Annotated in this window: 24 protein-coding genes, 1 other RNA gene and 2 pseudogenes; 7 read left to right on the top strand and 20 right to left on the bottom strand. The window is 41.2% G+C overall.

The features are described from left to right. Positions 1-116 precede the first annotated feature (116 nt). From ACMQ5W_RS00135 to ACMQ5W_RS00125, 3 genes are all read left to right on the top strand, one after another. Complete coding sequence (locus tag ACMQ5W_RS00135) at positions 117-251, top strand: hypothetical protein (RefSeq protein WP_419022360.1); 135 nt, start codon at positions 117-119, stop codon at positions 249-251. A gap of 605 nt (positions 252-856) precedes the next feature. After that, positions 857-1,606: a transposase gene (locus ACMQ5W_RS00130; protein WP_148493605.1), complete on the top strand. Its 750-nt coding sequence runs from the start codon at positions 857-859 to the stop codon at positions 1,604-1,606. Next, on the top strand, positions 1,603-2,034 hold the full coding sequence (locus tag ACMQ5W_RS00125; protein ID WP_419022358.1) for a transposase: 432 nt from the start codon (positions 1,603-1,605) through the stop codon (positions 2,032-2,034). Before ACMQ5W_RS00130 ends, ACMQ5W_RS00125 begins: the two co-directional genes overlap by 4 nt. A 222-nt stretch (positions 2,035-2,256) precedes the next feature. Here the strand turns inward: ACMQ5W_RS00125 and ACMQ5W_RS00120 are convergent, their stop codons facing one another. The 10 genes and pseudogenes from ACMQ5W_RS00120 to ACMQ5W_RS00075 all read right to left on the bottom strand — a co-directional run. Beyond that, positions 2,257-3,459, bottom strand: coding sequence for a hypothetical protein (locus ACMQ5W_RS00120; RefSeq protein WP_419022356.1), 1,203 nt, complete (start codon positions 3,457-3,459; stop codon positions 2,257-2,259). A gap of 240 nt (positions 3,460-3,699) precedes the next feature. Further along, positions 3,700-4,299 carry a VanZ family protein gene (locus ACMQ5W_RS00115; protein WP_148493602.1) on the bottom strand — a complete coding sequence of 200 codons (600 nt, stop codon included), beginning with the start codon at positions 4,297-4,299 and terminating at the stop codon, positions 3,700-3,702. Next, positions 4,292-5,527 (bottom strand): hypothetical protein, encoded by a 1,236-nt coding sequence (locus ACMQ5W_RS00110; RefSeq protein ID WP_148493601.1) that lies wholly within the window; start codon positions 5,525-5,527, stop codon positions 4,292-4,294. The genes ACMQ5W_RS00115 and ACMQ5W_RS00110 overlap by 8 nt, the downstream gene beginning before the upstream one ends. A 110-nt stretch (positions 5,528-5,637) precedes the next feature. Further along, positions 5,638-6,027, bottom strand: coding sequence for a hypothetical protein (locus ACMQ5W_RS00105; protein WP_419022354.1), 390 nt, complete (start codon positions 6,025-6,027; stop codon positions 5,638-5,640). A gap of 935 nt (positions 6,028-6,962) precedes the next feature. Then, the gene (locus ACMQ5W_RS00100) at positions 6,963-7,400 is read right to left on the bottom strand and encodes a hypothetical protein (protein WP_148493599.1); all 438 of its coding nucleotides are present in this window, start codon (positions 7,398-7,400) and stop codon (positions 6,963-6,965) included. Positions 7,401-7,556: 156 nt separating this feature from the next. After that, positions 7,557-8,288, bottom strand: a complete 732-nt coding sequence (locus tag ACMQ5W_RS00095; protein WP_419022352.1) for a DUF4367 domain-containing protein — start codon at positions 8,286-8,288, stop codon at positions 7,557-7,559. Further along, positions 8,285-8,806, bottom strand: coding sequence for a sigma-70 family RNA polymerase sigma factor (locus tag ACMQ5W_RS00090; RefSeq protein ID WP_148493597.1), 522 nt, complete (start codon positions 8,804-8,806; stop codon positions 8,285-8,287). Before ACMQ5W_RS00090 ends, ACMQ5W_RS00095 begins: the two co-directional genes overlap by 4 nt. Positions 8,807-9,019: 213 nt before the next feature. After that, complete coding sequence (locus tag ACMQ5W_RS00085) at positions 9,020-9,373, bottom strand: helix-turn-helix domain-containing protein (protein ID WP_419022350.1); 354 nt, start codon at positions 9,371-9,373, stop codon at positions 9,020-9,022. A 69-nt stretch (positions 9,374-9,442) separates the two neighbouring features. Further along, positions 9,443-9,856: pseudogene (locus ACMQ5W_RS00080) on the bottom strand (CHAP domain-containing protein); the annotation flags it as partial. 715 nt (positions 9,857-10,571) lie between these two features. Next, positions 10,572-12,113 (bottom strand): annotated as a pseudogene (locus ACMQ5W_RS00075) (VirB4-like conjugal transfer ATPase, CD1110 family); the annotation flags it as partial. Positions 12,114-12,147: 34 nt separating this feature from the next. Here ACMQ5W_RS00075 and ACMQ5W_RS00070 point away from each other — a divergent pair. After that, positions 12,148-12,975 (top strand): site-specific integrase, encoded by an 828-nt coding sequence (locus tag ACMQ5W_RS00070; RefSeq protein ID WP_419022348.1) that lies wholly within the window; start codon positions 12,148-12,150, stop codon positions 12,973-12,975. A 39-nt stretch (positions 12,976-13,014) separates the two neighbouring features. Here ACMQ5W_RS00070 and ssrA read toward each other — a convergent pair. From ssrA to ACMQ5W_RS00035, 7 genes are all read right to left on the bottom strand, one after another. Next, positions 13,015-13,386: a transfer-messenger RNA gene (gene ssrA, locus ACMQ5W_RS00065) on the bottom strand. Positions 13,387-13,923: 537 nt separating this feature from the next. Beyond that, positions 13,924-14,154, bottom strand: coding sequence for a hypothetical protein (locus ACMQ5W_RS00060; RefSeq protein ID WP_419022346.1), 231 nt, complete (start codon positions 14,152-14,154; stop codon positions 13,924-13,926). A gap of 20 nt (positions 14,155-14,174) precedes the next feature. Further along, entirely contained in the window at positions 14,175-14,639 is a 465-nt protein-coding gene (smpB, locus tag ACMQ5W_RS00055) for an SsrA-binding protein SmpB (protein WP_148494651.1), read from the bottom strand. Beyond that, the gene (gene lepB, locus ACMQ5W_RS00050) at positions 14,633-15,124 is read right to left on the bottom strand and encodes a signal peptidase I (RefSeq protein WP_148494653.1); all 492 of its coding nucleotides are present in this window, start codon (positions 15,122-15,124) and stop codon (positions 14,633-14,635) included. The genes smpB and lepB (ACMQ5W_RS00050) overlap by 7 nt, the downstream gene beginning before the upstream one ends. Next, positions 15,125-15,661 carry a signal peptidase I gene (lepB, locus tag ACMQ5W_RS00045; RefSeq protein WP_148494655.1) on the bottom strand — a complete coding sequence of 179 codons (537 nt, stop codon included), beginning with the start codon at positions 15,659-15,661 and terminating at the stop codon, positions 15,125-15,127. Positions 15,662-15,682: 21 nt separating this feature from the next. Continuing rightward, positions 15,683-16,210, bottom strand: a complete 528-nt coding sequence (gene lepB, locus ACMQ5W_RS00040) for a signal peptidase I (RefSeq protein WP_148494657.1) — start codon at positions 16,208-16,210, stop codon at positions 15,683-15,685. Between the two features lie 18 nt (positions 16,211-16,228). Further along, on the bottom strand, positions 16,229-17,200 hold the full coding sequence (locus tag ACMQ5W_RS00035; protein WP_419022344.1) for an RluA family pseudouridine synthase: 972 nt from the start codon (positions 17,198-17,200) through the stop codon (positions 16,229-16,231). A gap of 109 nt (positions 17,201-17,309) precedes the next feature. Here ACMQ5W_RS00035 and ACMQ5W_RS00030 point away from each other — a divergent pair, with 109 nt between their 5' ends. Continuing rightward, positions 17,310-17,744, top strand: coding sequence for a hypothetical protein (locus tag ACMQ5W_RS00030; protein WP_148494661.1), 435 nt, complete (start codon positions 17,310-17,312; stop codon positions 17,742-17,744). A 54-nt stretch (positions 17,745-17,798) separates the two neighbouring features. Here the strand turns inward: ACMQ5W_RS00030 and ACMQ5W_RS00025 are convergent, their stop codons facing one another. After that, positions 17,799-18,062 carry a hypothetical protein gene (locus ACMQ5W_RS00025; RefSeq protein ID WP_067532663.1) on the bottom strand — a complete coding sequence of 88 codons (264 nt, stop codon included), beginning with the start codon at positions 18,060-18,062 and terminating at the stop codon, positions 17,799-17,801. 179 nt (positions 18,063-18,241) lie between these two features. On the opposite strand from ACMQ5W_RS00025, the gene ACMQ5W_RS00020 reads away from it, so the two are divergent. Beyond that, a complete protein-coding gene (locus tag ACMQ5W_RS00020) occupies positions 18,242-18,463 on the top strand; it encodes a hypothetical protein (protein WP_067532666.1) in 222 nt (73 codons plus the stop codon). A 43-nt stretch (positions 18,464-18,506) separates the two neighbouring features. After that, positions 18,507-19,436 carry a class II fructose-1,6-bisphosphate aldolase gene (gene fba / locus ACMQ5W_RS00015; RefSeq protein WP_419022342.1) on the top strand — a complete coding sequence of 310 codons (930 nt, stop codon included), beginning with the start codon at positions 18,507-18,509 and terminating at the stop codon, positions 19,434-19,436. A 105-nt stretch (positions 19,437-19,541) separates the two neighbouring features. On the opposite strand, the gene ACMQ5W_RS00010 is transcribed toward fba, so the two are convergent. Both ACMQ5W_RS00010 and ACMQ5W_RS00005 read right to left on the bottom strand, forming a co-directional pair. Further along, the gene (locus ACMQ5W_RS00010) at positions 19,542-20,465 is read right to left on the bottom strand and encodes a response regulator transcription factor (protein ID WP_419022340.1); all 924 of its coding nucleotides are present in this window, start codon (positions 20,463-20,465) and stop codon (positions 19,542-19,544) included. A 128-nt stretch (positions 20,466-20,593) separates the two neighbouring features. Continuing rightward, positions 20,594-21,814: Na+/H+ antiporter NhaC family protein (locus ACMQ5W_RS00005; protein ID WP_419022338.1), on the bottom strand; the 1,221-nt coding region annotated here is incomplete at its 5' end.

Genomic DNA, 21,814 nt, shown 5'->3' with positions numbered 1-21,814 from the left:
CAGCAGTCAAATACAGGAATGAAGGCTGCACAGTCAGCGACAGGAACCCTCAGCATGTTGCAGCAAATATACTTAACCGGGATTTCAAGTCTGAAAAGCCCAATGAAAAATGGCGAATGGATGTGACCGGGTTCAAATACTACATAGGATTAGCGAAGAAAAAGATATACCTGGGTGCGCTACTGGATTTGTATGACAGGAGGATTGTCGCTTATGTGATCGGTGAACTCGTATTCGATACTTTTGACTAAGCGGTGGAGCTGGAATCGGACGCCCATCCTGTCTTTCATTCGGACAGGGGATGCCAGTACACGGGCAATCAATTTCAGGAGAAGCTTCTGAAACAACAGATGACACAAAGCATGTCCATGCATGATAGGTAAATGCATCGACAGCAGTCCTATAGAAGGGTTTGGGCAATCCTGAAAAGGGAACACTACTATAAACATAAATTTCAGAACAGAGAAACAGTCATTACAATGATTGAATAGTATATATACTATTCAATCAACAAGCGATGCCAGAGAAAGGTGGGGTTCTGACACCTATGGAAAAACATCAGCAGTATCTGCCTGCCGCATAAAAACACCACTGGAGAAAATGGCGCTCTAAATTATCGTGTGGGTAGAAAAAGATACCCTCCATGTATTATGATTATCTTGTCAATAATTCAATGTCACATGAAGGGAGGAATGAGTTATTCCTAATATTGATTTTATCACAACGCTGCTAAATGTCACTACCTCTGATATCGCAAAATGCGATATCAGAATGGAAGAAGATGCTGTCCGTTATGAAATTACTCTGGTAAGAAAACCGATGTCCTGTCCTGTATGCAGAGGCCCGATGATAGGTCATGGACAATAAGCCAAGGGTCATCAATCACCCCGCCCTTAGGAATCAAAATGGCATCATTCATTACAACGCCAACCAGTATATCTGTAAAGACTGTAAGAAGACAGCTTTTGAAAAGAACCCTTTTGCTTTTAACGGCTTCAATTCATCATTCTTTCTGCTGCAAAGTGCAATGAGACTCCTTGGAAACCTGAATTACACACTTCAAATGATTTCTGGAGAACTCAGCATATCACCGACACAGCTCTGCAGATACCTGGACTCCTATGTCACCATCCCTCCAAGGCGCCTTCCGGAATGCCTCGGTATCGATGAAATCCACAACGAATATCTTTCCAAGAGGAATTCCAGTTATCTCTGTGTACTTGTCGATAATGAAGAAAGGCATATTTACGATATCCTTAATTCCAGGGCCAAACATGATTTATCCCTGTATTTTTCAAAGGTTCCCAGAGAGGAACGGTGTCGTGTCAAATATGTCACCATTGACATGTGGCAGCCCTACAAAGATGTTACCAGGACCTATCTGCCTAATGCTATCGTTGCCGTTGACCCGTTCCACGTTGTAAAGCATCTGACACAGGATTTCTCACAGCTCAGAATTGATTTGATGAATCAGTGCGAATACGGTTCCAACGCATGCTATCTGCTGAAGAGATGGCACTGGCTTCTGATGAAGGATGACGTAACGCCAAGGTATACAACCACAGATTTGGCATGGCCCTTAACCGCAGGGATATTTTCAATATGATTATGGAAACCTTCCCGGTTCTTGAACTGGCATACGGATTGAAGGAAGAATACCGCAAATTCAACAGAGACAGCACTTATGATGAAGCTGCTGTCAGGATAAATGCCCTTATCGATAAGTTTAAAAAGGCAGAAATCAGACAGTTTGATGAATTCACAGCCATTCCCTGCACCTGGCGCAATGAAATCCTTAACTCCTTCATACGCCCTTACGGCGATAGAAAGCTTTCTAATTCATTCACTAAAAACATCAACGGCAGAATAAAAACTTATCTGGCAGTATCCAACGGCATTAGCAACTTTCAAAGATTCAGGAAGCGTGTTATCTTCGCTTTGTCCCCGGACATCTACTATGCGCTGACTCCGATGCTGGCAAGCGAAAAGAGAGACAGAAAAAAGCGTGGACCTTACAACAAATCAAGAGATTAACCCAACCAAAAGGGAGCATTTGAGGCTGAAATGACAGCTGAAAATGCTCCCTTTTTTTATTCAGCACCCACACGATAGTTTAGAGGTCGTTTTCTTTAACCCACACGATAATTTAGAGTACCGTTTAGAATACCCAAGTAAAGAGCATCTCATGCTGTCATTTCAGCTTGAGATGCTCCAATTTCAGATTTACTGCTCACATGATAGGCTGGATTATCGCTATTATCTCAGTCGAAAAAGTGTTGTTCCTGCTGTGTAATTAGATGGTACATATAACGTTTTATGCTGCATCAAAGGACCTTGACCCCATTTAGACTTAATTGTAGAGGTCGCTGCAGTCGAACCTGCGGTAGCCACTATTCCTGAATGACCGCCTAATGATGCCGCATAAAAAATTTTATCGCCACCCTTGGGAACAGTTACGACTTTATAGGAATTTGTATCAAAGCGATAGGTACCACAGTCATTCAACCATACTCTGTTAGGTAAACTTTGTTTATACCATGCATAAGAATGGCAATTATATACATTTGATGCATTTCTCAAAACTGTTGCATTAGGATAAGTTCTTTTATAATCTGCTGTAATTTGTGCTATTTGAGCTGAAGAAAATTCCGGGTTGTCAACTGCATATAATGATGTTGGTACAACTTTTCCAGATGGAGTTTTTAGGGTAATTGTTGCACGTGTTTGATTTGCCGAGTTCTTGTACAAAGATGTTTTGCTGCGCAGTTTCTCTTTTAAGTTGAAATTATTCTCATACGTTTTGAGCTCACTAGAAGATAGGGATATTGCTTCACTCGACAATAATAACTCAATAAACTGTGTTTTATTCACATCTGCAATCCCTTTATAAAAGGAATTATATTCTGCGCGATTTGTTTCTTTCAATTGATTTAATATTAAAGTGAACTTTTTATCAGAGAATTCAGCTGCATTTACTTCATTTGCAACTTCTTGGGGTATAGTACTGGCTTTTGTAACTGGAATTGAACAATATGCATTAACTAACCCTGTTGCACCGTCTTTTCGACGTAACAATTCTTGGAGTCCATTAAAGTTAGTTTTTAACACCTCCAAACCTTCTTCATACGAATTAAAACATCTAAACTCATTTAATAAGGGATAGTCCAGCACTAACTGAATCAGATCTTTCGTTGAGATAGATTTTAAAAGATCTTCCGGAATCGTACAGGCCTCCACCATCTCATTATGTGTTTGGAAATTTTTCCACTCTGGAGAATCTGGAGTGATTGGAAACATGTATTTCCCGTTGCTTGGATCAAACCAGTCTTCCGACTGTGTCATTGCTTCGATTTTAGGGAATTCACTTCCTCCGCTAGTAACAGAGTCTGCCCCATAAGAAAATACTACACTTGTCAAAAGGGCAAAAATCACACCAACTGTTAAGATTACTTTTTTCATTTGTAACTCCTTTCTTTTTATAAACTACTTGAGTTAAAATTATTTAATATAAAATACCATTTTCATCTCTGATTATAATATAGCTGTAAAAAACTACGCCTATATAATGCATCACCTTCTTTAAAATCTTCTCTGCCTACTCATATTACTAATACTTGACTACCAATGTATCGTTACAATTTTTTAAAACTCTAAATTTACTATAATTCATCTCCCTTTCTGTTCTCTTTTGCGATTATTTCATACTTTGTTTACTTGCTTATAACGGCCTTTCAAATTCTCTGTTAAACTCATAATATATGTAAATAACTCACATCCAATGAAGCCCCCTGTTGTGTTCAGCACAACATCCATTACATCAGCCAGTCGACCGTAGCAAAGCTGAGTTAGTTCAATCACTATAGAGAAAATCATACAACTTATTACAATCTTCATTTTTATATGCGTATTTATTCTGCTGATCCACATCGAAAAAAAACCGATAGGTACAAACAATACCATATTGCCCACCCAATTTATTGTTGCATGAAAACTTCCTGCAAGGCTAATTAACAAAATATTTTGAAGAAACCCCGAAGGGTCAAAATGTACCTCCTTTAAATTGGATAAATTGGATAAATTAAAAAGTTCAAAAAACTCATTGGAATAGCAAGTAGCTGCAAGTATCAATAAAATTGACAAGCAGAGTAAAACAAATGCCAAAGTTTCAAGGTATATTTTCTTCTCTCCAGTTTTTTTTCTTCTTCTAGTTCTAATCATTACACCACCCAGTATGACTGGTATCGCACAGATATACATTGGATACGCCTGAAGGACTGTCATCATAATCATATCAATCATTAGTTTTGCTCCCTCCTTGTGCAGTATCTATTTTTTTACAAGTTAATATGCCACCAACAATAATAACTGCAAGTATTCCGAGTCGAATCAAACTCTGAGGATACATAATAAACTCACTATTAAAGTTATTGTCCACCTGCAAAAGTACCTCTTTGCAAAGAATATAAGCAATGGAGTAACAGATTACTACATTTAGAGAAAGCTTAACGACATTCCTCGTTTTATAAACTACGCTACGTTCGTTAGTTGAACAAGTCTTCATATTCTTTATCCATAGCCATAAGTATAATAAAATGAGGATAATCCCTCCAACAGTTAAACTTCTTAACAGAGTGTTTTCTCTTTGCGATAGTTTATTATGAATATTAATAGTATTCTCTTCCTGACTCAAGGGCTCACTTGGCTTTTCATACTGCCTTCTAGCTTTTTCTTCAAAGTTTGTAAAGGACTTTTGTATTGCATCAATATTAAATGCAAAATCATAGTGTTGATTAATCTCCTCCAACTCTTCAATCACAGAGGGAAATTGTTCAATCTGGTTTACGCCAAGATAGCCCTCACTTTTTTCCAACATCATAATAATGTTATTTTTCTGTGTTCTAACGGAAGTTTGTTCTTTTGGTATCTTTATATCCGGTAAAATAATATAGCTACTTATATCCCACGATATGTTTGGTAAATTTATTGTTGCCCCTTTTTCTAAAAATCCAATTACTTTGATGTCAATGAATTGCAAATAGTATCTAAGTTTTAGCGTATCACCGATAGCAAAGTGTTTTTTAAATTCATATCCTAAGACTACCGGCATCTGATCTCTATATGTTAATGAAAAGTCGCCTTTTGAAAATGATTGTCCTTCTTCCAATTGATTTCGAATCTGATCTACCATATTTTCAGGTATTTCCAAAGAATTTATAGATGTAATCCATTCGCCAGTTTCTATATCTTTCTGATTTCTATATTCTTCTCCTCCTACAATGGTAGTTGCTCTGCCCTTATACTCACCAATATAGTAGATAGAAGGTTCCGTCAACTGGTAATATGTGAAATTCTCTGATTGGTTTAATTTCTCATTGATTTCAACCAACTCATCTAGAACGTGCTTCCTAGTCAAGAATTGATCTAAACTTTTATTACCCATGCCATAGGTATCCGATAACGGTACACCATATTTTGGTAAAGAAAGTTCTTCTTCAATTTCCGGTTTATCAGATAAACCTGTTATCATCAGATTCCCATAATAAAGGAAGGATGAACTGATAACAATAAGTATCATACCTACCATTAACAGAAGCGGACGAATGCTTTTTCTCAGACAACTTTTCATAATTTCACCTTTTAAAATTCATAATATACTGCAGATCTAAATGCATTTAACAAATTAGCATATGGAGGCTTAACATACCCGGTGGTTGTTTGAACCTTACCCGTTCCCCATTTTCTAACAACTTTTTCGGTATTCCAACATACCAAATATTCAACTGAAGTTCTATGGTATGTTGAACTGGTCGTATAGCCTGCTGCACCAGAATAAAAGTATTGATTTCCTGGGCGATCATCTATAATAGGTAAGATCCAATGATCAGACGCAGTTATTGTTCCTTTGGCAACTGCAACTGTAGATGCATGCCCGTCTAATGACGAATTAGCATTTACCGTCATGCATCCTCCTAAAATCATGGATAGGCAAATTGAAAAAATAGCGAGCTTTCTTTTTAAATCTTTCATCTTTTCGTTCCTTTCAACTTTTAATAGTCAAGTCTAAACTTGTGCATTAAAATTTCAGTTTAGTTTTACATCCTTATCTTCTTATTTTTAGTCGATAAAGCGTTGTTCCCGCTGACTACTCAGCGGAACCATATAGTGTTTTATGCTTCATCAAAGAACCCTGTCCCCATTTGGACTTAATTGTAGAGGAAGACGCAGTAGAGTCTGCCACGGTCACTATTCCTGCATGACCATTTGGTGATATATAATAAATTTTACCGATCTACGATATAATTACAATTTCATAGGAATTCACATCAAGGTGATAGGTATCACAGTATTTTAGCCACACTATGTTAGGTAAACTTTGTTTATACCATGCCCAGGAATGACAATTATACACATTTGTTGCGTTTCGTAAAACTGTCGCATTCGGAAACCGTCTTTTATAATCTGGTGTAAACTCTGTTACTACCTCTGCAGGATATTCTGATCTGTCAACTTGATACATCGATATCTGTACAACTTTTCCAAATGGTGTTTTTAGGGTAATTGATGCACGTGTTTGATTTGTTGAGTTCGCGTATTGAGACGATTTATTACGCAGTTGTTCTTTAAATTGTTTTCTTCATTTGTAACTCCTTTCACTTAAAATTGAATTCATTTGTTCCTGCCTTAAGCAGTTTATAACATCCGCATACACATCCCTCCAGATTTTACCATTTACAATTTTTAACTTTCCACATTCTGTACTAATAATGATAACTATCTTTCCCCTATCTCCACTCACTTTAAGACCGTGTGAAAAAGAGAGAAATCAAAGGTGACAAGCAGAGTCTATTGAAAGTTCACGGTAGTACAACTTCTTCCTAAACTTCATGAAGAGTTTCTTTCCTGTCATCAATGTCACAAAACGGTTCTAGCTTTACGTAAATTACCAGTTTGCAAAGTACCAATCAATATGTTTTTACAATTCCTGTGCTATAAATAGTCTCAATTAAAGACCCATTTTTATAGCACATATATTTTGCTCTGAGCGTATACGTTCCCTTTTTACTCAGATTGTGATTCTTATCTGCTATATACTGTCCATATAAACTGCTCCACACGGCGGTGTGGGTCTTATTATATACTACGTTCCCGCTTATATCTTTGATTACAAAAGAGACCTTAACATTATCAATTAAACTCTTATTCTGAGGCGTCAATGCCCCTCGCATGTTTGCTGTGCCATCACTCTTAATAGTAAACGTAGTTATGTGATTCTGAGTCACAACATAGTCAGTTGACCTTTGGTCACTTATTTGATTCGTTGAAACGGTTGCAGCAAAACAATTCAAGGTAGATATCATTACCATAAGAACAATTGTGAAAATTCCAATAACTTTTTTCATAAGAAAAACCTCCATATTTTTTTACATATAACGTATACGTAAATATAGAGGTTCCGTTACACCTATTTTAAAATTTCTTCATTTGCCATCCGAAATCCCACCTTCCGCTGGAAATTGGGTGGCAAACCTGGCAATGGAATTCACCTTGGCTATTTCTCACTCATAATATTTGAGACGTTCCGATATCTGCATTACTGTTTCCATACCAATACTTCTTGATGCCATTATCGCAATTTGCCGGTCATCAGTTTGCCAAAATACGTTTATACAATCTTGTTTTTTATTATCAAACAAATATCCTTTATAGTACCCAATCTTGATTTCTTCTATAGAATTCGTACCTGTATCGACACCAATCGATGCATCAAGTGGTATTTCTATGATGCGTAATTCTTTCTTTCCATCACTTGACTCAAACAACAAAATTTTTTGTCCGCCATCATCTCCTGCATCTACCAGGTTGAATCCTTCTGGCATGAATCCAGGATACCAATAATCTTCCCAATCCCCAATCAAGTCTAATTCATGTTCCGACAGCACTACTGAGCCATTTGAATCGTTCGAGAACAGGCTATAAAAATAAACACGAAATGCATCAGATGCTTCTAAGGCAACTGAACACGTTACCACAACACAGACAAGAAAAACTGCTGCAACTTGAGAGAACCTTTTCATTCTTCGTGCTCTATCTCTTTTTTTCTTCTTTGCGTCAAAGTCTCGTGCAAATTCCAAAAAATTTTGATCAGGTTCAATAGGAAAGATCTCATCGATGGATTCCATTTTCTTAACATATTCATTATCCTTATCATGAATTTCCTGTTTTGATAGTTCTGCAACTTTTTTAAGTACCTCATCTGAAGAATACTTTTTTTTCCATAACTTCCTCATAATATTCCCCCCTGTTGTTGTAATCGAATTATTTCATCTTTAAGCTTTTTAAGAATCCTGTACTGCTTCACTCTGGCTGCGCCCTCGCTGATCCCAAAGGCATCTCCTACTTTACGCGCACTCAACCCTGCTTCAAAGCGCAAATAAAGAAGCTGCAGCTCATCTTCATTTAATATTTTCTTTGCTCTTTCTAAGTAAATCATGTCTTCCTTTCCTAAGCATTCTTCCTCTACTGATTTTTCAGCCTCCAATAGTTCTTCTGATTTTAAAATGCTTTCCTGCTTCTTTTCTATCTTAAAATAGTCAGAGACAGCTGTTTTTACCATCTTGCGCATATAATTCCGTAAATGGTTGATCTCCATATCCAAAAATTTTGACGGATTTTCTGCAACCTTTCCCCATATGATAGATGCAATATCTTGTGCCGCTATCGTATCCTTTGTAAAGTCACTGATATATGTATAAATCAATTTATACATATCCAAATACATTTCTTCTAGCGTTGAGTATTTTTTCATATTTACTCTATCTCCTTAATTTTCGATTTTCGCACTTCAAAATTGATTTTAAGATTACCTGTAATTGTTACTATATTATCATAACATAATTACAATAATCTCAAAACCTTCATTTTACTCTATAAGAAGAAATGACTTTTTACATAATACTAATACAGCAGATTTTGCAATTCGTTACACAAAAAAAGAGACTTTTTTAAGTCTCCTCAATTTTTATTCCATATCTTCCAACGTGTTAATCAAGGTTTCAATTGTTGCAGAAATCGCCCTTTTCTTTGCATTGTCTAGAGACGCTGCCTTTAGGAAGCATTCACGTAAATGTTCATCCGTCTCTCCAAAATCATCATACAACAAATCTAGCACTGATACATCTAAGGATCCTGCTATTTGGATGAAGTTATAAGCACTTGTTTTGGTTTTACCCGCCTCAATGCTATGAATCGTCATCGGAGTCAATTCCATTGCAGCTGCTAATTCTTCTTGCGTTATCTTTCTTTGATCCCTTAATTGTCGTATCCTGGTGCCAACTTCTTTGTAAAAATCCGTCATTTCTTCGCTATTCTTCATGATAATATTTTATCTGAAAATAGCAAAATTATCCACCAATCAATCTTTATATAACTACTATAGTACTCTTTATATCCCTCCATACCCGTATATCGCACTACTCCCGACTGTATACCACATCTCTCTACACTGGTCTCCGCTGTTCCCCTCTATGGTATATACGATTCCATCCCTGCAGTCCTTCACAATGCCTACATGGTCGCTTGTCCCATTGCCGTCCCAGTCAAAGAATATAATCATGCCAGGCCGCGGGGATATGCTGCTGCGATACCAGCTTTTTTTCGATATGAACCAACTGACGCCATCCTGGCAGTACGAAAACTTCGGTGCTTTCCCCTCGTCAATATACCCGCACTGATCGGCGCACCAGCTGACAAAACAGGCGCACCAGTCTACATGCTCCGTAAAACCGTACCAGCTCCAGTAAGGCCTGCCGCCTTGATTGCCGATCTGCGATTCTGCCACTTCCACAATGGTTTCATTCTCAGGAATGTTTCCGCCTTCTTCATCGCCATGCAGAGCCATGACCGAAGCGAGCATGATGATGACGATAAGGACCAGGGCGAACAACCCGCCGGCAGACAGTATCCACCCATAAGCTGCAGGAGGGACTTTTACTTTCAAATGATGCCTTTTAGGCGAAGATGTCGATGGGGGGTTAAGGAAAGAGGGCGCATGACTTTCAGGCGTGCCGAATGGCCCGTATGTAGCCCCCTCCTGAAAGCCACTCTCACGCTTCAGCTTTTGGACATATCGATTCCTCATCGCTCGTCTGCGAAAAAAAGATTTTTTTGCTTTCAGCTGGCGTTCCCTCTGGTAAGGCGGGGACGTCAAATCCGCCCCTGCCTTATCAGAATATGTTCCTGCCTCATTGGCATGTACAAGGTTTTCTTTCGTTACCTTGTGTTTCTCCTGTTTCCTCTTTCTGCCCTGCTCCATCAAAAGGCCTCTGCCTTGATTTATAACTCTTTTCGATGCGGACTGCACCGTATTTTCTGCGTAAGACTCCGGCCCGGCATAATTGCAGCGCTCATCACTTCCTGTAACTTTCGTCATATCCTTCAAATTTCTCTGCGCAGTCTTTCTCGTCTGTATCCATCGAAGCTTCATCTGCTTTCTCGTCTTTATTTGAACACGCTTTGATTTCAAAGGTTTAGCGTTTTCCAGCTTTTTTCCCTGGTCTTGATCTCTGCCATGGTTATACCCCTTCGCCCATTTTGGTCGTCATCAGCCTGTGCAATTCTGTATTTTTAGGGAAACTGTTTTCAAATGGAACCAGTGTATTCCCCACTTTGATCAATCCCCTGCCTGCCTCCACGTTGGTAATATAGGATAGCTGGTTGTCCGAAATATTGAGCAGCTTCGCCAGTTCTGCCCGATTGATGGCAGCCTGATTCAGCATGATGACGAATTCCGAATTTGACAGCATTGCCCTCGCTGTGTGAGACTGCAGCAGATCTTCCACGTCCTGGGTGATGCCTGTACAAAATGCACCGTATTTGCGGACGCGCTTCCAAAGTTTGAACAGAAACTGGGCAGCATACTCATACAGGAAGAGAAGATAAATTTCATCAATATAGATGAATGTCTGCTTTCCCGCCATGCGGTTTTTCGTGATGCGGTTTAATATATTATCCAGGATGACAAGCATCCCCACCGCTTTCAGCTGATCTCCGAGCTCCAATATGTCATAGCACAAAAGACGGTTCTGCGTATCTACATTCGTCTGTTTTGCAAAGGTGTTCAAACTGCCTGTAGTAAACAGTTCCAGTTCCAGAGCAAGGGACTGCGCCTCAGGTTCAGGCTGCTGCAGAAGCTCATCACGAAAATCCTGTAACGTCGGCGGCACTCCCTGGTAATTTCCCTGCAGATAGTACCGGTACACATTTTCCGTGCACGGTCAATGATGGACTGCTGCCCCTTGCCAAAATGATGCCCTGCAATAATCGCTCGCATAAGGATTGCAGGAACTGGGATTTTTCTATAACGGGATTGACTTCCCCATAGTCCCTGTGCATGTCCATGGCATTGATATGGGCATCGCTCGCCGCTGAAATCTCCACCACCGTACTAATGGCGTATACTCCCGCTCCGGGTCAAGAATGATGATGTCCGCATCACTTGACAGCATTAAATTTGTAATTTCACTCTTCGCTGCAAAAGACTTTCCAGAACCAGATACACCCAGAACAAAGGAATTCCCATTGAGTAGGTTTCTCCTGTCTGCAATGATCATATTTCGGCACTCCACATTCTGTCCATAATAGATACCGTGCGTATGCTTTACATCCTGCACTCGAAAAGGTACGAATGCTGACAAGGCTTCTGTTGTCAGAGTTCGGGACAAGCACAGCTTTTTATCTCCGACCGGTAAAACCGTATTAAGCCCGTCCACCTGCTGGATTTTTAAAATTCCAATCTGGCACAGGCTTTCCTGCCCTACCGCCTGTATCGCTTTCGTGTTCCGATTTAGTTCTTCCAACGTATCCGCTGTATGCACAATCGTAAGTGTCGCGAGCATCATCCTCTGGTCGCGGGTCTGCAGGTCATCCAGAAACTCGCGGAGCTGCTTTCTCTGTAATTCCATATCATATGGAACCTCTGCCGTAAAATTGTTATTGGCGTTCTGCCGTCTCTGCCACTGCGTGATATTGGTATCCACGCCAAGCAGGCGTTTTTCCACATCACGAAGAGCCTCTCCCATGGAAACGGGGATGATATCAATAGAAAGCATCCTGTTCTGCTTGCGGTCCATGATCTTTGTGACAAAATCAATGGCAGTATCGTTGTTAAGCACTGTATACACATATGCCATTTACGATTTGGAAATTACCAACAAAAATCCATGCACAAGAATTGCTGTGAAACCCAACGAATACGAAATCGGAGATGATGGAAATTTAGAGGCTGTTGCGCTAAATACCACAACAGCAGATAAATACTATAACCGTGAGGAAGTGAAGCATCTGCTGTCACTTTTGTTAGCCGAATTAAAAAAACCTAGGTCAATTACACACGCCACACTTCTACATCTTGTTCTTTTTACAGGGATGCGCAATGGGGAAATAATGGGGCTTAAATGGAGTGATGTTGATTTCGTCAATAATACAATCAGCATTCAGCGAGAACGGTTGTACGTATCCACCGTTGGGATTGTAACAGATACACCAAAAAGCGAGAACTCCATCAGGAAGATTTCTGTGCCTGTGTTTGTTATGGAAATGCTAAATGATTTACGAGACTTTCAAGACGATTTGAAAGAAAAGATGGGGCAGGAATATCAAGAAAGTGGTTATATCGCTGTAACGGTCACTGGCAGTCCGCAACACCCACGTAATCTGTATAAATGGTTCACTTATTTTCAGGCTAAACATGGACTTAAAAAAGCCACGATACATGACCTTCGTCATACCCATGCTGCCATGTTATCAGATAGGGGGACAAAAATTATAGACATATCCAAGCGATTAGGACACGCCAACACACGGATTACGGCAGAAACCTATGAATATCTGTTCAACAATGTCGATGATCAAATTTCAAACGAACTAAATAATTATTACTCAAAAATCAAAAATTGTAGTCAAAATGTAGCCAAATAAAAACCAACGTCTAGAAACGTTGGTTTTTCAATGTTATTTTGGTGGAGATGGCGAGAGTCGAACTCGCGTCCGAAAGCATTTCCACAAGACTTTCTCCGAGCGCAGCTAATGATTTGTTATTTCGCTTCTCCGATCGCCCATCAGCAGGCTATCAGATCAGCTATCTCGTTGTTCCCTTACGCTACCGAGAACTCGCGCAAAGTTTTCCTGTATAATCGATGCCAGATTTCCGGCCTACAGGTGAACCGGAGCTGACACGCACAGCTAATGCTGCTTACGCAGCGATTGCCATTGGTGCGAAGTTTGTTTTTTCTTTAGCGTTTATATTTAAACGGCCACTTTTAACGTAGACTTGGCGACTACGGCTCGCTTACCTTGCTTCTACACCCCCGTCGAAACCTTTACACCCCCATATCATGCTAGTTAATTTGTGAAATTACTGCGTTGCTGCTCAGTCATCCGATGCTCATCGGCGGAGCCAACAACCTCTATATATTATATTATTCACTTTTTGAGATTTGTCAACTACATTTCTTAATATAAATATTTCCATCTAATACCCCGGTAGGGTATTAGGGCGTTACGAATCTGTAAAAATGCCATAATATCCTCTTTTTTGGTCATTTAAGGCAGATTTGTCTTGCAATCCAGGTGCAATCAACTCATTTTTACGATTTTCATGACATAATATCCTATTATTTTACAAAAATTAACAAGAGTGTAAGCCATGACAATGTATAACATTTTCATTACATAACAAAGCGCTCTATTTTTCGTCTAATTTTTCCCAAATTATACTGTATTTTTTCATCAACTGCCATCTAACTCTATAAAATCTGCCATAATATCCTCTTTTTTGGCCTTTTAAGGCAGATTTGTCTTGTGATCCAAGCGCAAGGCGCAATTCAAACTTAAGGCGCGATCCAGATGCCATCAATCCATTTTGTGCTATAGCCTTGGATTCCGGGCAATTTCCTCTTTGACCTCTCGGCGCCGCTTGACTGCTGGGATGATGTTGATTACCATGGCGATCACAATGATGATTCCAACAATAGATATCTTCTTTTCCTGCTGCCAACTGACGAAGATCAAGATCACGCCCATAACCAAAGCGCAGATTGAAATGGTCATGGTAATCGTGGTCTGTCTGAGTATTTTTTTCAAATCTTCCTTCATCATTTATACCTCCGAGATGAAAATTACCATCTCTGTTTCATGGCCTGGTCTATCTTCCTGGCTGCGTCTTTCTTCGCCATATCGTCACGTTTGTCATAATTCTTTTTGCCGCGTGCTACAGCAAGCTGCATTTTGGCGCGTCCGTCCTCATTGATATACATGTTCAGCGGGATCAAAGTCAAGCCTTTGATCGTCGTATAGCCGATCAGCTTTCTGATTTCCTGCTTATGTAGCAAAAGCTTCCGCGGCCGCAAAGGATCCACATTGAAGCGATTTCCCTGCTCATAAGGGCTGATGTTCATTCCGTAGACAATCATCTCGCCATTTTCAATTTTCGCGTAGCTCTCTTTGATACTGACCTTTCCTGCACGGACTGATTTAATCTCCGTGCCTGTGAGCACGATTCCCGCTTCATAAATCTCCTCTATAAAATAATCATGGCGTGCCTTTTTGTTGTTGGCGACCATCTTCTTTTCTCTTTTTACCATTTATAAATCACCTTACCTAATATATCATCTGTGCTGACCAGTCCGACCGACTCATCTCTGCTGTCGGTGCTGGCGGCGCGATTATCACCTAAAACAAAGACATGTCCCTCGTCCACTTTGACCTGGTCCATCTCTCCGCTGGTTCCTTCTGTAAAAATATATTCTTCTGTCAAAGGCTTATTATTCACATAGACTCTTCCGGCAGTGATCAAAACCGTGTCTCCAGGCACGGCAATCACCCTCTTCATCATCACTTTCCCTTCACCGGTGACGGCATAAACTTCATTGGGAAGCAATATCACGTCGCCCCCCTTCGGCTCACTGTCCCGAAAGGCAATTCTATTCACTAAAACAGTTTCTCCCTCAGAATACGATGGCAGCATGGAATTGTCTGTCACGCTGGTAACCTGAAAGGAAACGGATACGGCTACTCCTGCACCCACGCCTAAACACGCGGCGATCAGAAAAGCAATGAATTTTTTCATCTACTGTAATCTCCCGATTTTTCCAAATTTACTAAACGGGTATACTCTGAAAAAAGCCTTTCCTTCTATTGTTTCTTCTCTTACAAAACCGATTTCTAAAAAGCGGCTGTCTGTACTGTGTAATCGATTATCTCCCAGGCAGAATACACTTCCCTCCGGCACTGTCACTGGAGCTACTTCTCCATTGGTAATGCCGTCTTTCGTATATTCGTCACTTATTTCTTTCCCGTTTATGTAAACTCTGCCGCCTTCGACGCAGACCATATCACCGGGTATCGCGATAACCCGTTTGATTAACTTCTTGTACTTTCCGTCCTCATCTTTTTGATGGGATACAAATACGACAACATCCCCTCTCTTTGGAACCTTTCCGTTGGCATAGGCTTGCTTGCTGACCAAAAGATAGTCTCCGCTTTCAAAGTTTGGTTCCATAGATATCCCTTCGACCATGGTCGGCATGATGAACTGAATGACGATGATTGCTACCACAATTCCAGTTACAATCGCTTTCAGCCACTCTTTTGTATTCTCTTTCATCTCTATTAACACCCCAATATTTTATTCAGCATATGGATTCTTAATGAATCCAATCTTGTTGAATGGATACAGTCTTAAGAATACCTTCCCTACGACCTCGTCCATATCAATGCAGCCCACCTCAGGTGCGCGGCTGTCGATGCTCACTCTGCGATTGTCACCCATGCAAAAGACCTCATCTTCAGGTACGACGAGACCGTCTACATCCCCCGTGGTATAGCCTTCTTTCGTATAGTCCTCAACCAGCTCTTCCCCATTTATGTAAACTTTGCCGTCGGAAATATCAATCTTATCGCCAGGTAGTCCAATGATCCTTTTAATCAAAAGCTTCTCGTCGCCATTCTCTCGAAGCAGTGAAGAATGTACAACTACCACATCTCCGCGCTTCGGCTCGCTGAAGGTATATGACTGCTTGCTGACAAACAGATAGTCATTTTCATAGAAGTTCGGCTCCATGGAACTCTGCTTGACAATGGTCGGCTTGATAAACTGCACTACTACCAATGCGATGACAACTGCAATAATGATATCCTTAATCCACTCTTTCATGATCCTTTTGTCCCCCTATTAATACTGTTCAAAAATTTGCTTTTTTATTCTCATAAAGTCTTCCGGAAGTTCCGCTGTAATAACAAGTTCATTGAGATAGGCCAGTTCACCGCTGCAGTTGCTGAAACTCAGCTTATATGCGTGAAGAAGCTGCGTGTTCAGGTTGAACCGCTCTCTGACGATATGATTCACTTTTCTGTCACCGTACTTTACATCTCCAATTACGGGATGACCAGCCTGGGCCAGATGTGCTCTGATCTGATGGGTTCTGCCGGTTATAATCTCCACCTCGACCAAAGTATATTTTGCACTGTGGGCAAGTGGGCGCACGACAGTCTCCATATCCCGCCCTTCTTGGTCCATAGGCAGCACGGTTACTTTGTTCAGGCTTCTATCTTTTACCATTTTGTCTCTTAAGTGCAGTTCCTTTTTTAACTGACCGCTGACGATGGTCATATAATACTTGCTGATTTTATCTTTATCACGAATCATCTGATTCAGGTTCTGCAAGGCCCCATTGGTTTTACCAAAGAGAACGAGCCCCGTGGTATTCCGATCCAGGCGATTGACCGGCGCCGGGGTAAACGTCTTCTCAAGGCGCGGATTGTAATCTCCTTTTTCGATTAAATAGTCTGTCACCTGGTTCGCAAGATGATTTTTTTTCTCTGTACTGTCACCGTGGGTCAGCAGACCAAAAGGTTTCTCCACGGCGATGATATTATCATCCTCGTAGGCCACCTTGAACTGGCGTTTTGCTCTGGAAGTTCTCTGTTTGCGTTGAAATTTGCGGAGATCCTCGTCCTGCATATATAAAGTTACCTCATCGCCTAAGGTTAGCACTGTGTCTTCCTTGCACCGCTTTCCATTAACCTTCACATCTTTGCGAATCGCTTTATATATATAGCTGAGAGGCGCATTTTCCAAATACTTCCTAAGGAACTTGTCCAATCGCTGATTCTGTTCATTCTTCCCAATTTCTACTCTAATCATAGCTTCTATTATACATCATCAGAGGACGCAAAGCAAAATTTATTTGCGAGGCAGGCAAAAGTATGTTAAATTATTATATATAGCAAACAAAAGGAAAAGGGGAGAAAAAATGAAAGGTCTAAAAGATTTTATTTACGATAAAAACGATATTATCATCGCTTTGGTGATTTTGATTTTAGCGGCGCTGCTCATAGTCTGGCGTATGGACGTCATCATGGAATATCCTCAGACGCTGGCCCAGGAGACAGGCACGACAGATACGACCGATGAGACTGCAGTTCCAAGTGAGGACGACAGTAAAGGCAAAAACGCAGGACTTTGGTCAGACGGCCTCTTATCTAAAGAGATGACCGTAAAGGTGGCTGGCGGTTCCGCAACTGCAGCAGTACAGAGCCTGGTCGATGCTGGGCTGTTCGCATCCTATGACGAATTCACCAAGGTCTGCAAAGCTGCAGGGTACGCCCCGGAGGATATCAAAGCTACAACATTTACCTTTGAGGCAGGATGTACCCAGACAGACATTGCAAAACAAGTTACCAAATAAAGAATGTGGAAATACGTCCTTTGGACGATATTTCCTATGTTATAGAAAAGGTTTTTATCTCAGGAGCGCGATTATTTTTTCCAGTCGCGCTCTTTGTTCTGCATTCATCATCGGCATCAAGCTCTTCACTGCTGCCATCTGTTTTTCGTAAGGTATATTGCTCTGGTTGAGCTTTTCTTTCAGTTTCATAATCTCGGATACCAATTCAGCATCACTTTTCTTTTCGAAAGATTTGGCCTTAGCCATAGTCGATTTCTTATCTGCAGAAATACCTAGCTGGCTGGCCAGATCCATGATTGTCTTATCATCTAAACTCATTACATCACTCCTTTTCACTATATCATGAATATTCTTCTGAAAATAGAATTGAAATTCATGATTCAATAGTTCCTGCCTTGCGACGAAGCCGTAAGATTCTGGAACTATAATAATATATGCACGAAATTGTCCAGTATTTCATAATATATATATAGAAATTATGGAGGTGACATATCGTTATGAATCCAATCCCGATTATTCTTGTTTTATTCGTTCTGAAAAACAAGAGCAATATTCAGCCGCCGGTGATTAACACCTTGGAATTAGAGTCTTTCCTTGATAACGCCCGGACTGTTCTGAACACCATAGATAAAATAAACGGATTTACCCAGGGAGGCGGACTTTCAAATCTTCCTGATATGAAAAAAATGATGGAAATCGTTGATAATTTACCTCTTTAGTGTATAATGAATGTAGATAATTTTTAACTATAGGAGGTATGATATGGCTCTAGTTACAACGAAAGAAATGTTCGCGAAAGCAATCAAGAGTGATTATGCAATCGGTGCATTCAACGTCAATAACATGGAAATCATCCAGGGTATCGTTGAAGCAGCTCAGATAGAAAATGCACCTTTAATTCTGCAGGTTTCTGCTGGTGCGAGGAAATACGCAAAACCGATCTATTTACTTAAGCTGGTCGAGGCAGCAATCGAGGATACCGGGGTAGACGTCGCACTGCACCTGGATCACGGTGAAGATTTTGATATCTGCAAGAAATGCGTGGATGATGGATTCACCTCTGTCATGATTGACGGCTCCAAACATCCGTTTGAGGAAAATATCGCCCTGACAAAACAAGTAGTGGAATATGCTCATGCCCACGGGGTCTCTGTTGAGGCTGAACTTGGAAAATTGGCCGGTGTGGAGGACAATGTCAAGGTCGATGCCAGATCTGCCACCTTTACGGATCCTGATGAAGCGGCAGAATTTGTAGAGAGAACGGGTGTCGATTCTTTGGCCATTGCCATCGGCACAAGCCATGGTGCGTATAAGTTCAAGGGCGAGCCTTATCTCGATTTTGAAAGACTGAAAAAAATCCATGAGTTGATTCCTGACACACCGCTTGTACTTCACGGTGCATCCTCTGTACTCAAAGAATTTGTTGACAGATGCAACGAATTCGGCGGTGAAATCCCAGGTGCTCAAGGCGTACCGGAAGACATGATCCATGAGGCCGTAAAATATGGAATCTGCAAAGTAAACGTAGATACTGATCTGAGACTTGCCATGACTGCAGAAATCAGAAGAGTTCTGGCTGAACATCCAGAAGAATTCGATCCAAGAAAATATCTGGGACCTGGCAGAGATGCCATCACCAGAATGGTACAACATAAAATCAGAGATATGCTTAACGCTTCAGGTACAAAATAATCACGGCGTATCATAACAAAAAACTTACATCAAAAAATCCGATTTGCCTGGGGAACCCCCTGTGAAATCGGATTTTTGTTTTTACAACCTAGAACATATCACTTTTTACTGTTCTCTCTCTTTTTCTTCTCTGACGATACAGACTGCTTCAACTCGATTCTTGACGTTCATTTTTCGGAAAGTATTATAAATGTGCGCTTTCACGGTGCTTTCCGAAATAAATAGTTCCTCGGCAATCTGCGTGTTCGTCTTTCCTTCGTATATTTCCTTCAATATTTCTATTTCTCGTTTTGTCAAATCGTATTTCTGCTTCACCAAATCTAAAGCTTCGCTGAGATCCATGACAACTGGTGCATCTTCTAAATAAGATTCGGAAAAATCCCGCTTATATAGAAGAACCATATTGGCAACATTGATGACCAGCCAGTAGAATATGGTCAAATCCATAATCTCTTCATTGGACTCTTTCACTACGCCTGATTCACTGACAAAGTAGGTCACATAGTTTACCATCATAAATAGAGTTATCACACTCTTATATGCAATCAGCTTGCGTGAGTCCCCATTTTTCAGGCCACTGATGATGCAGGCGATGCTGCCGATAATCAGCAAGCACAAGAGTGGTATGTCGATAATCAGTCTGATCCACTTGAGTTCGACAAAAAAGATGACGGAAACCATCCAGACGCAGAAATAGAATATGATGTATCTTTTCGCTATATTAGCAACCCAGTTACAATCATCACTTTGACAGATATGCGTCTCTACGCGCAGCCACAGCAGCACCAAAACCGCAATCAGGCAATCGCCGATGCTGAGAAGGATATTGCCGCTGGAATGATTTATGATATTGTCGCTGTAGTAGATAAAAAAATCGTACAAGTTCATCATGACAAGCATCAAAATAAAAGGTTTCATAACACTGTATTCTTTCCCCTTATCGCCTTTGCTAGCCAGCCATTGAATCGTCAGCGCCGACACACCAATGAGAATTGTGAAAATATAACAAAACACAATTACATGCTTCATCCACCCATTCGTCCTTTCAATAATTTATTCCCTATTCATTTTACTACGAATCAAATCGAAAGACCAGGTAAATTTACCTGGCCTTTCGACTTTATTTTGAAGAACGGATGGATGAACACAAAATTTGATTAAGCCTCCAACGCCGCAAGGGCTTCCGCTTTTTCTTTTTCTCTCTCTTCCAGAATCTTCTCGTAGTCCTCGTCGCTCATCTTGGTCATGGTGATCCCCGTATAACCGAAGATGATGGAGACGACTGGGTTGACCCAGTTGAGGATTGCATACGGTATGTAGGCGCTGTTTACACCTAGGAACTGCCTCATGGTCGCGCCGCAGGTGTTCCATGGGAAGAAATTGGAGGTCAGCGTACCTGAGTCCTCCAGACATCTGGACAGGTTCTTCGGCTCCAGCCTCATATCCTCGAATGCCTCCTTGAACATTCTGCCCGGCAGTACGATTGCTAAGTACTGGTCGCAGCAGATGGCATTTACGAAGATGCAGCTGAATTCTGTCGCCAGCACCAGGCCGCCCCTGCCCTTTGCTATCTTCAGCAGCAGGCTTGCGAAGGTGCCCATGATGCCCGTGCAGTCCACGATGCCGCCGAAGCACATCGCACAGAGGATGATGGAGATGGTCCAGAACATGTGCTGCATACCTTCATTGCTGAGCAGGCTGCCCAGCTCCTGGATCACTTCGGATGCACCCTCAGGGATCTTGCCCATGGTGATGCCGTTGTTCATGATGTTGAAGATGTTGTTGATCAGGTGATCCCCATTGCCATCATTGAGAACAGCTTCGATATAAGGTTTGTTCCAGAACATGAACGGCACGCCGATGAACACGCCGCCCAGCAATGCAGGCAGTGCCGGGAATTTCAAGACAACTGCCACGATGACGAATACCGGCGGCAGCAGGGCCAGGACGCTGATCTTGGATGCGCTTTCGATGAATGCCGTGATGTCATTGAGCGTCGTCAGGTCCACCTCGTTGGATGAGGAATGCATGAAGCCCATGACGGTGTATGCAACCAAAGCGATGATCAGGGATACCCCAGTCGTGTAGACCATGTGCTTGATGTGATCAAATAACTGGGAGCCCGCCATGGCAGGTGCCAGGTTGGTGGTATCGGATAACGGTGACATCTTGTCTCCGAAGTATGCACCGGATACGACTGCACCCGCCGTCATGTAGACCGGGAACCCCAGAGCCGTTCCTACGCCGATCAGGGCCACGCCCATGGATCCTGCCGTGGACCAGGAAGAACCTGTCGCCAGGGATACGATGGAGCACAGGATACAAGCTGTAACCAGGAATACCTTCGGGCTGATGACCTTGATGCCGAAATACATCAT

Origin of the sequence: Emergencia sp., from assembly GCF_048465375.1 — a bacterium.
Classification (GTDB): Bacteria; Bacillota; Clostridia; order Peptostreptococcales; family Anaerovoracaceae; genus Senimuribacter.
Note: the sequence above shows the minus strand (reverse complement) of the source record. Positions and strands in the feature narration are given on the sequence as shown.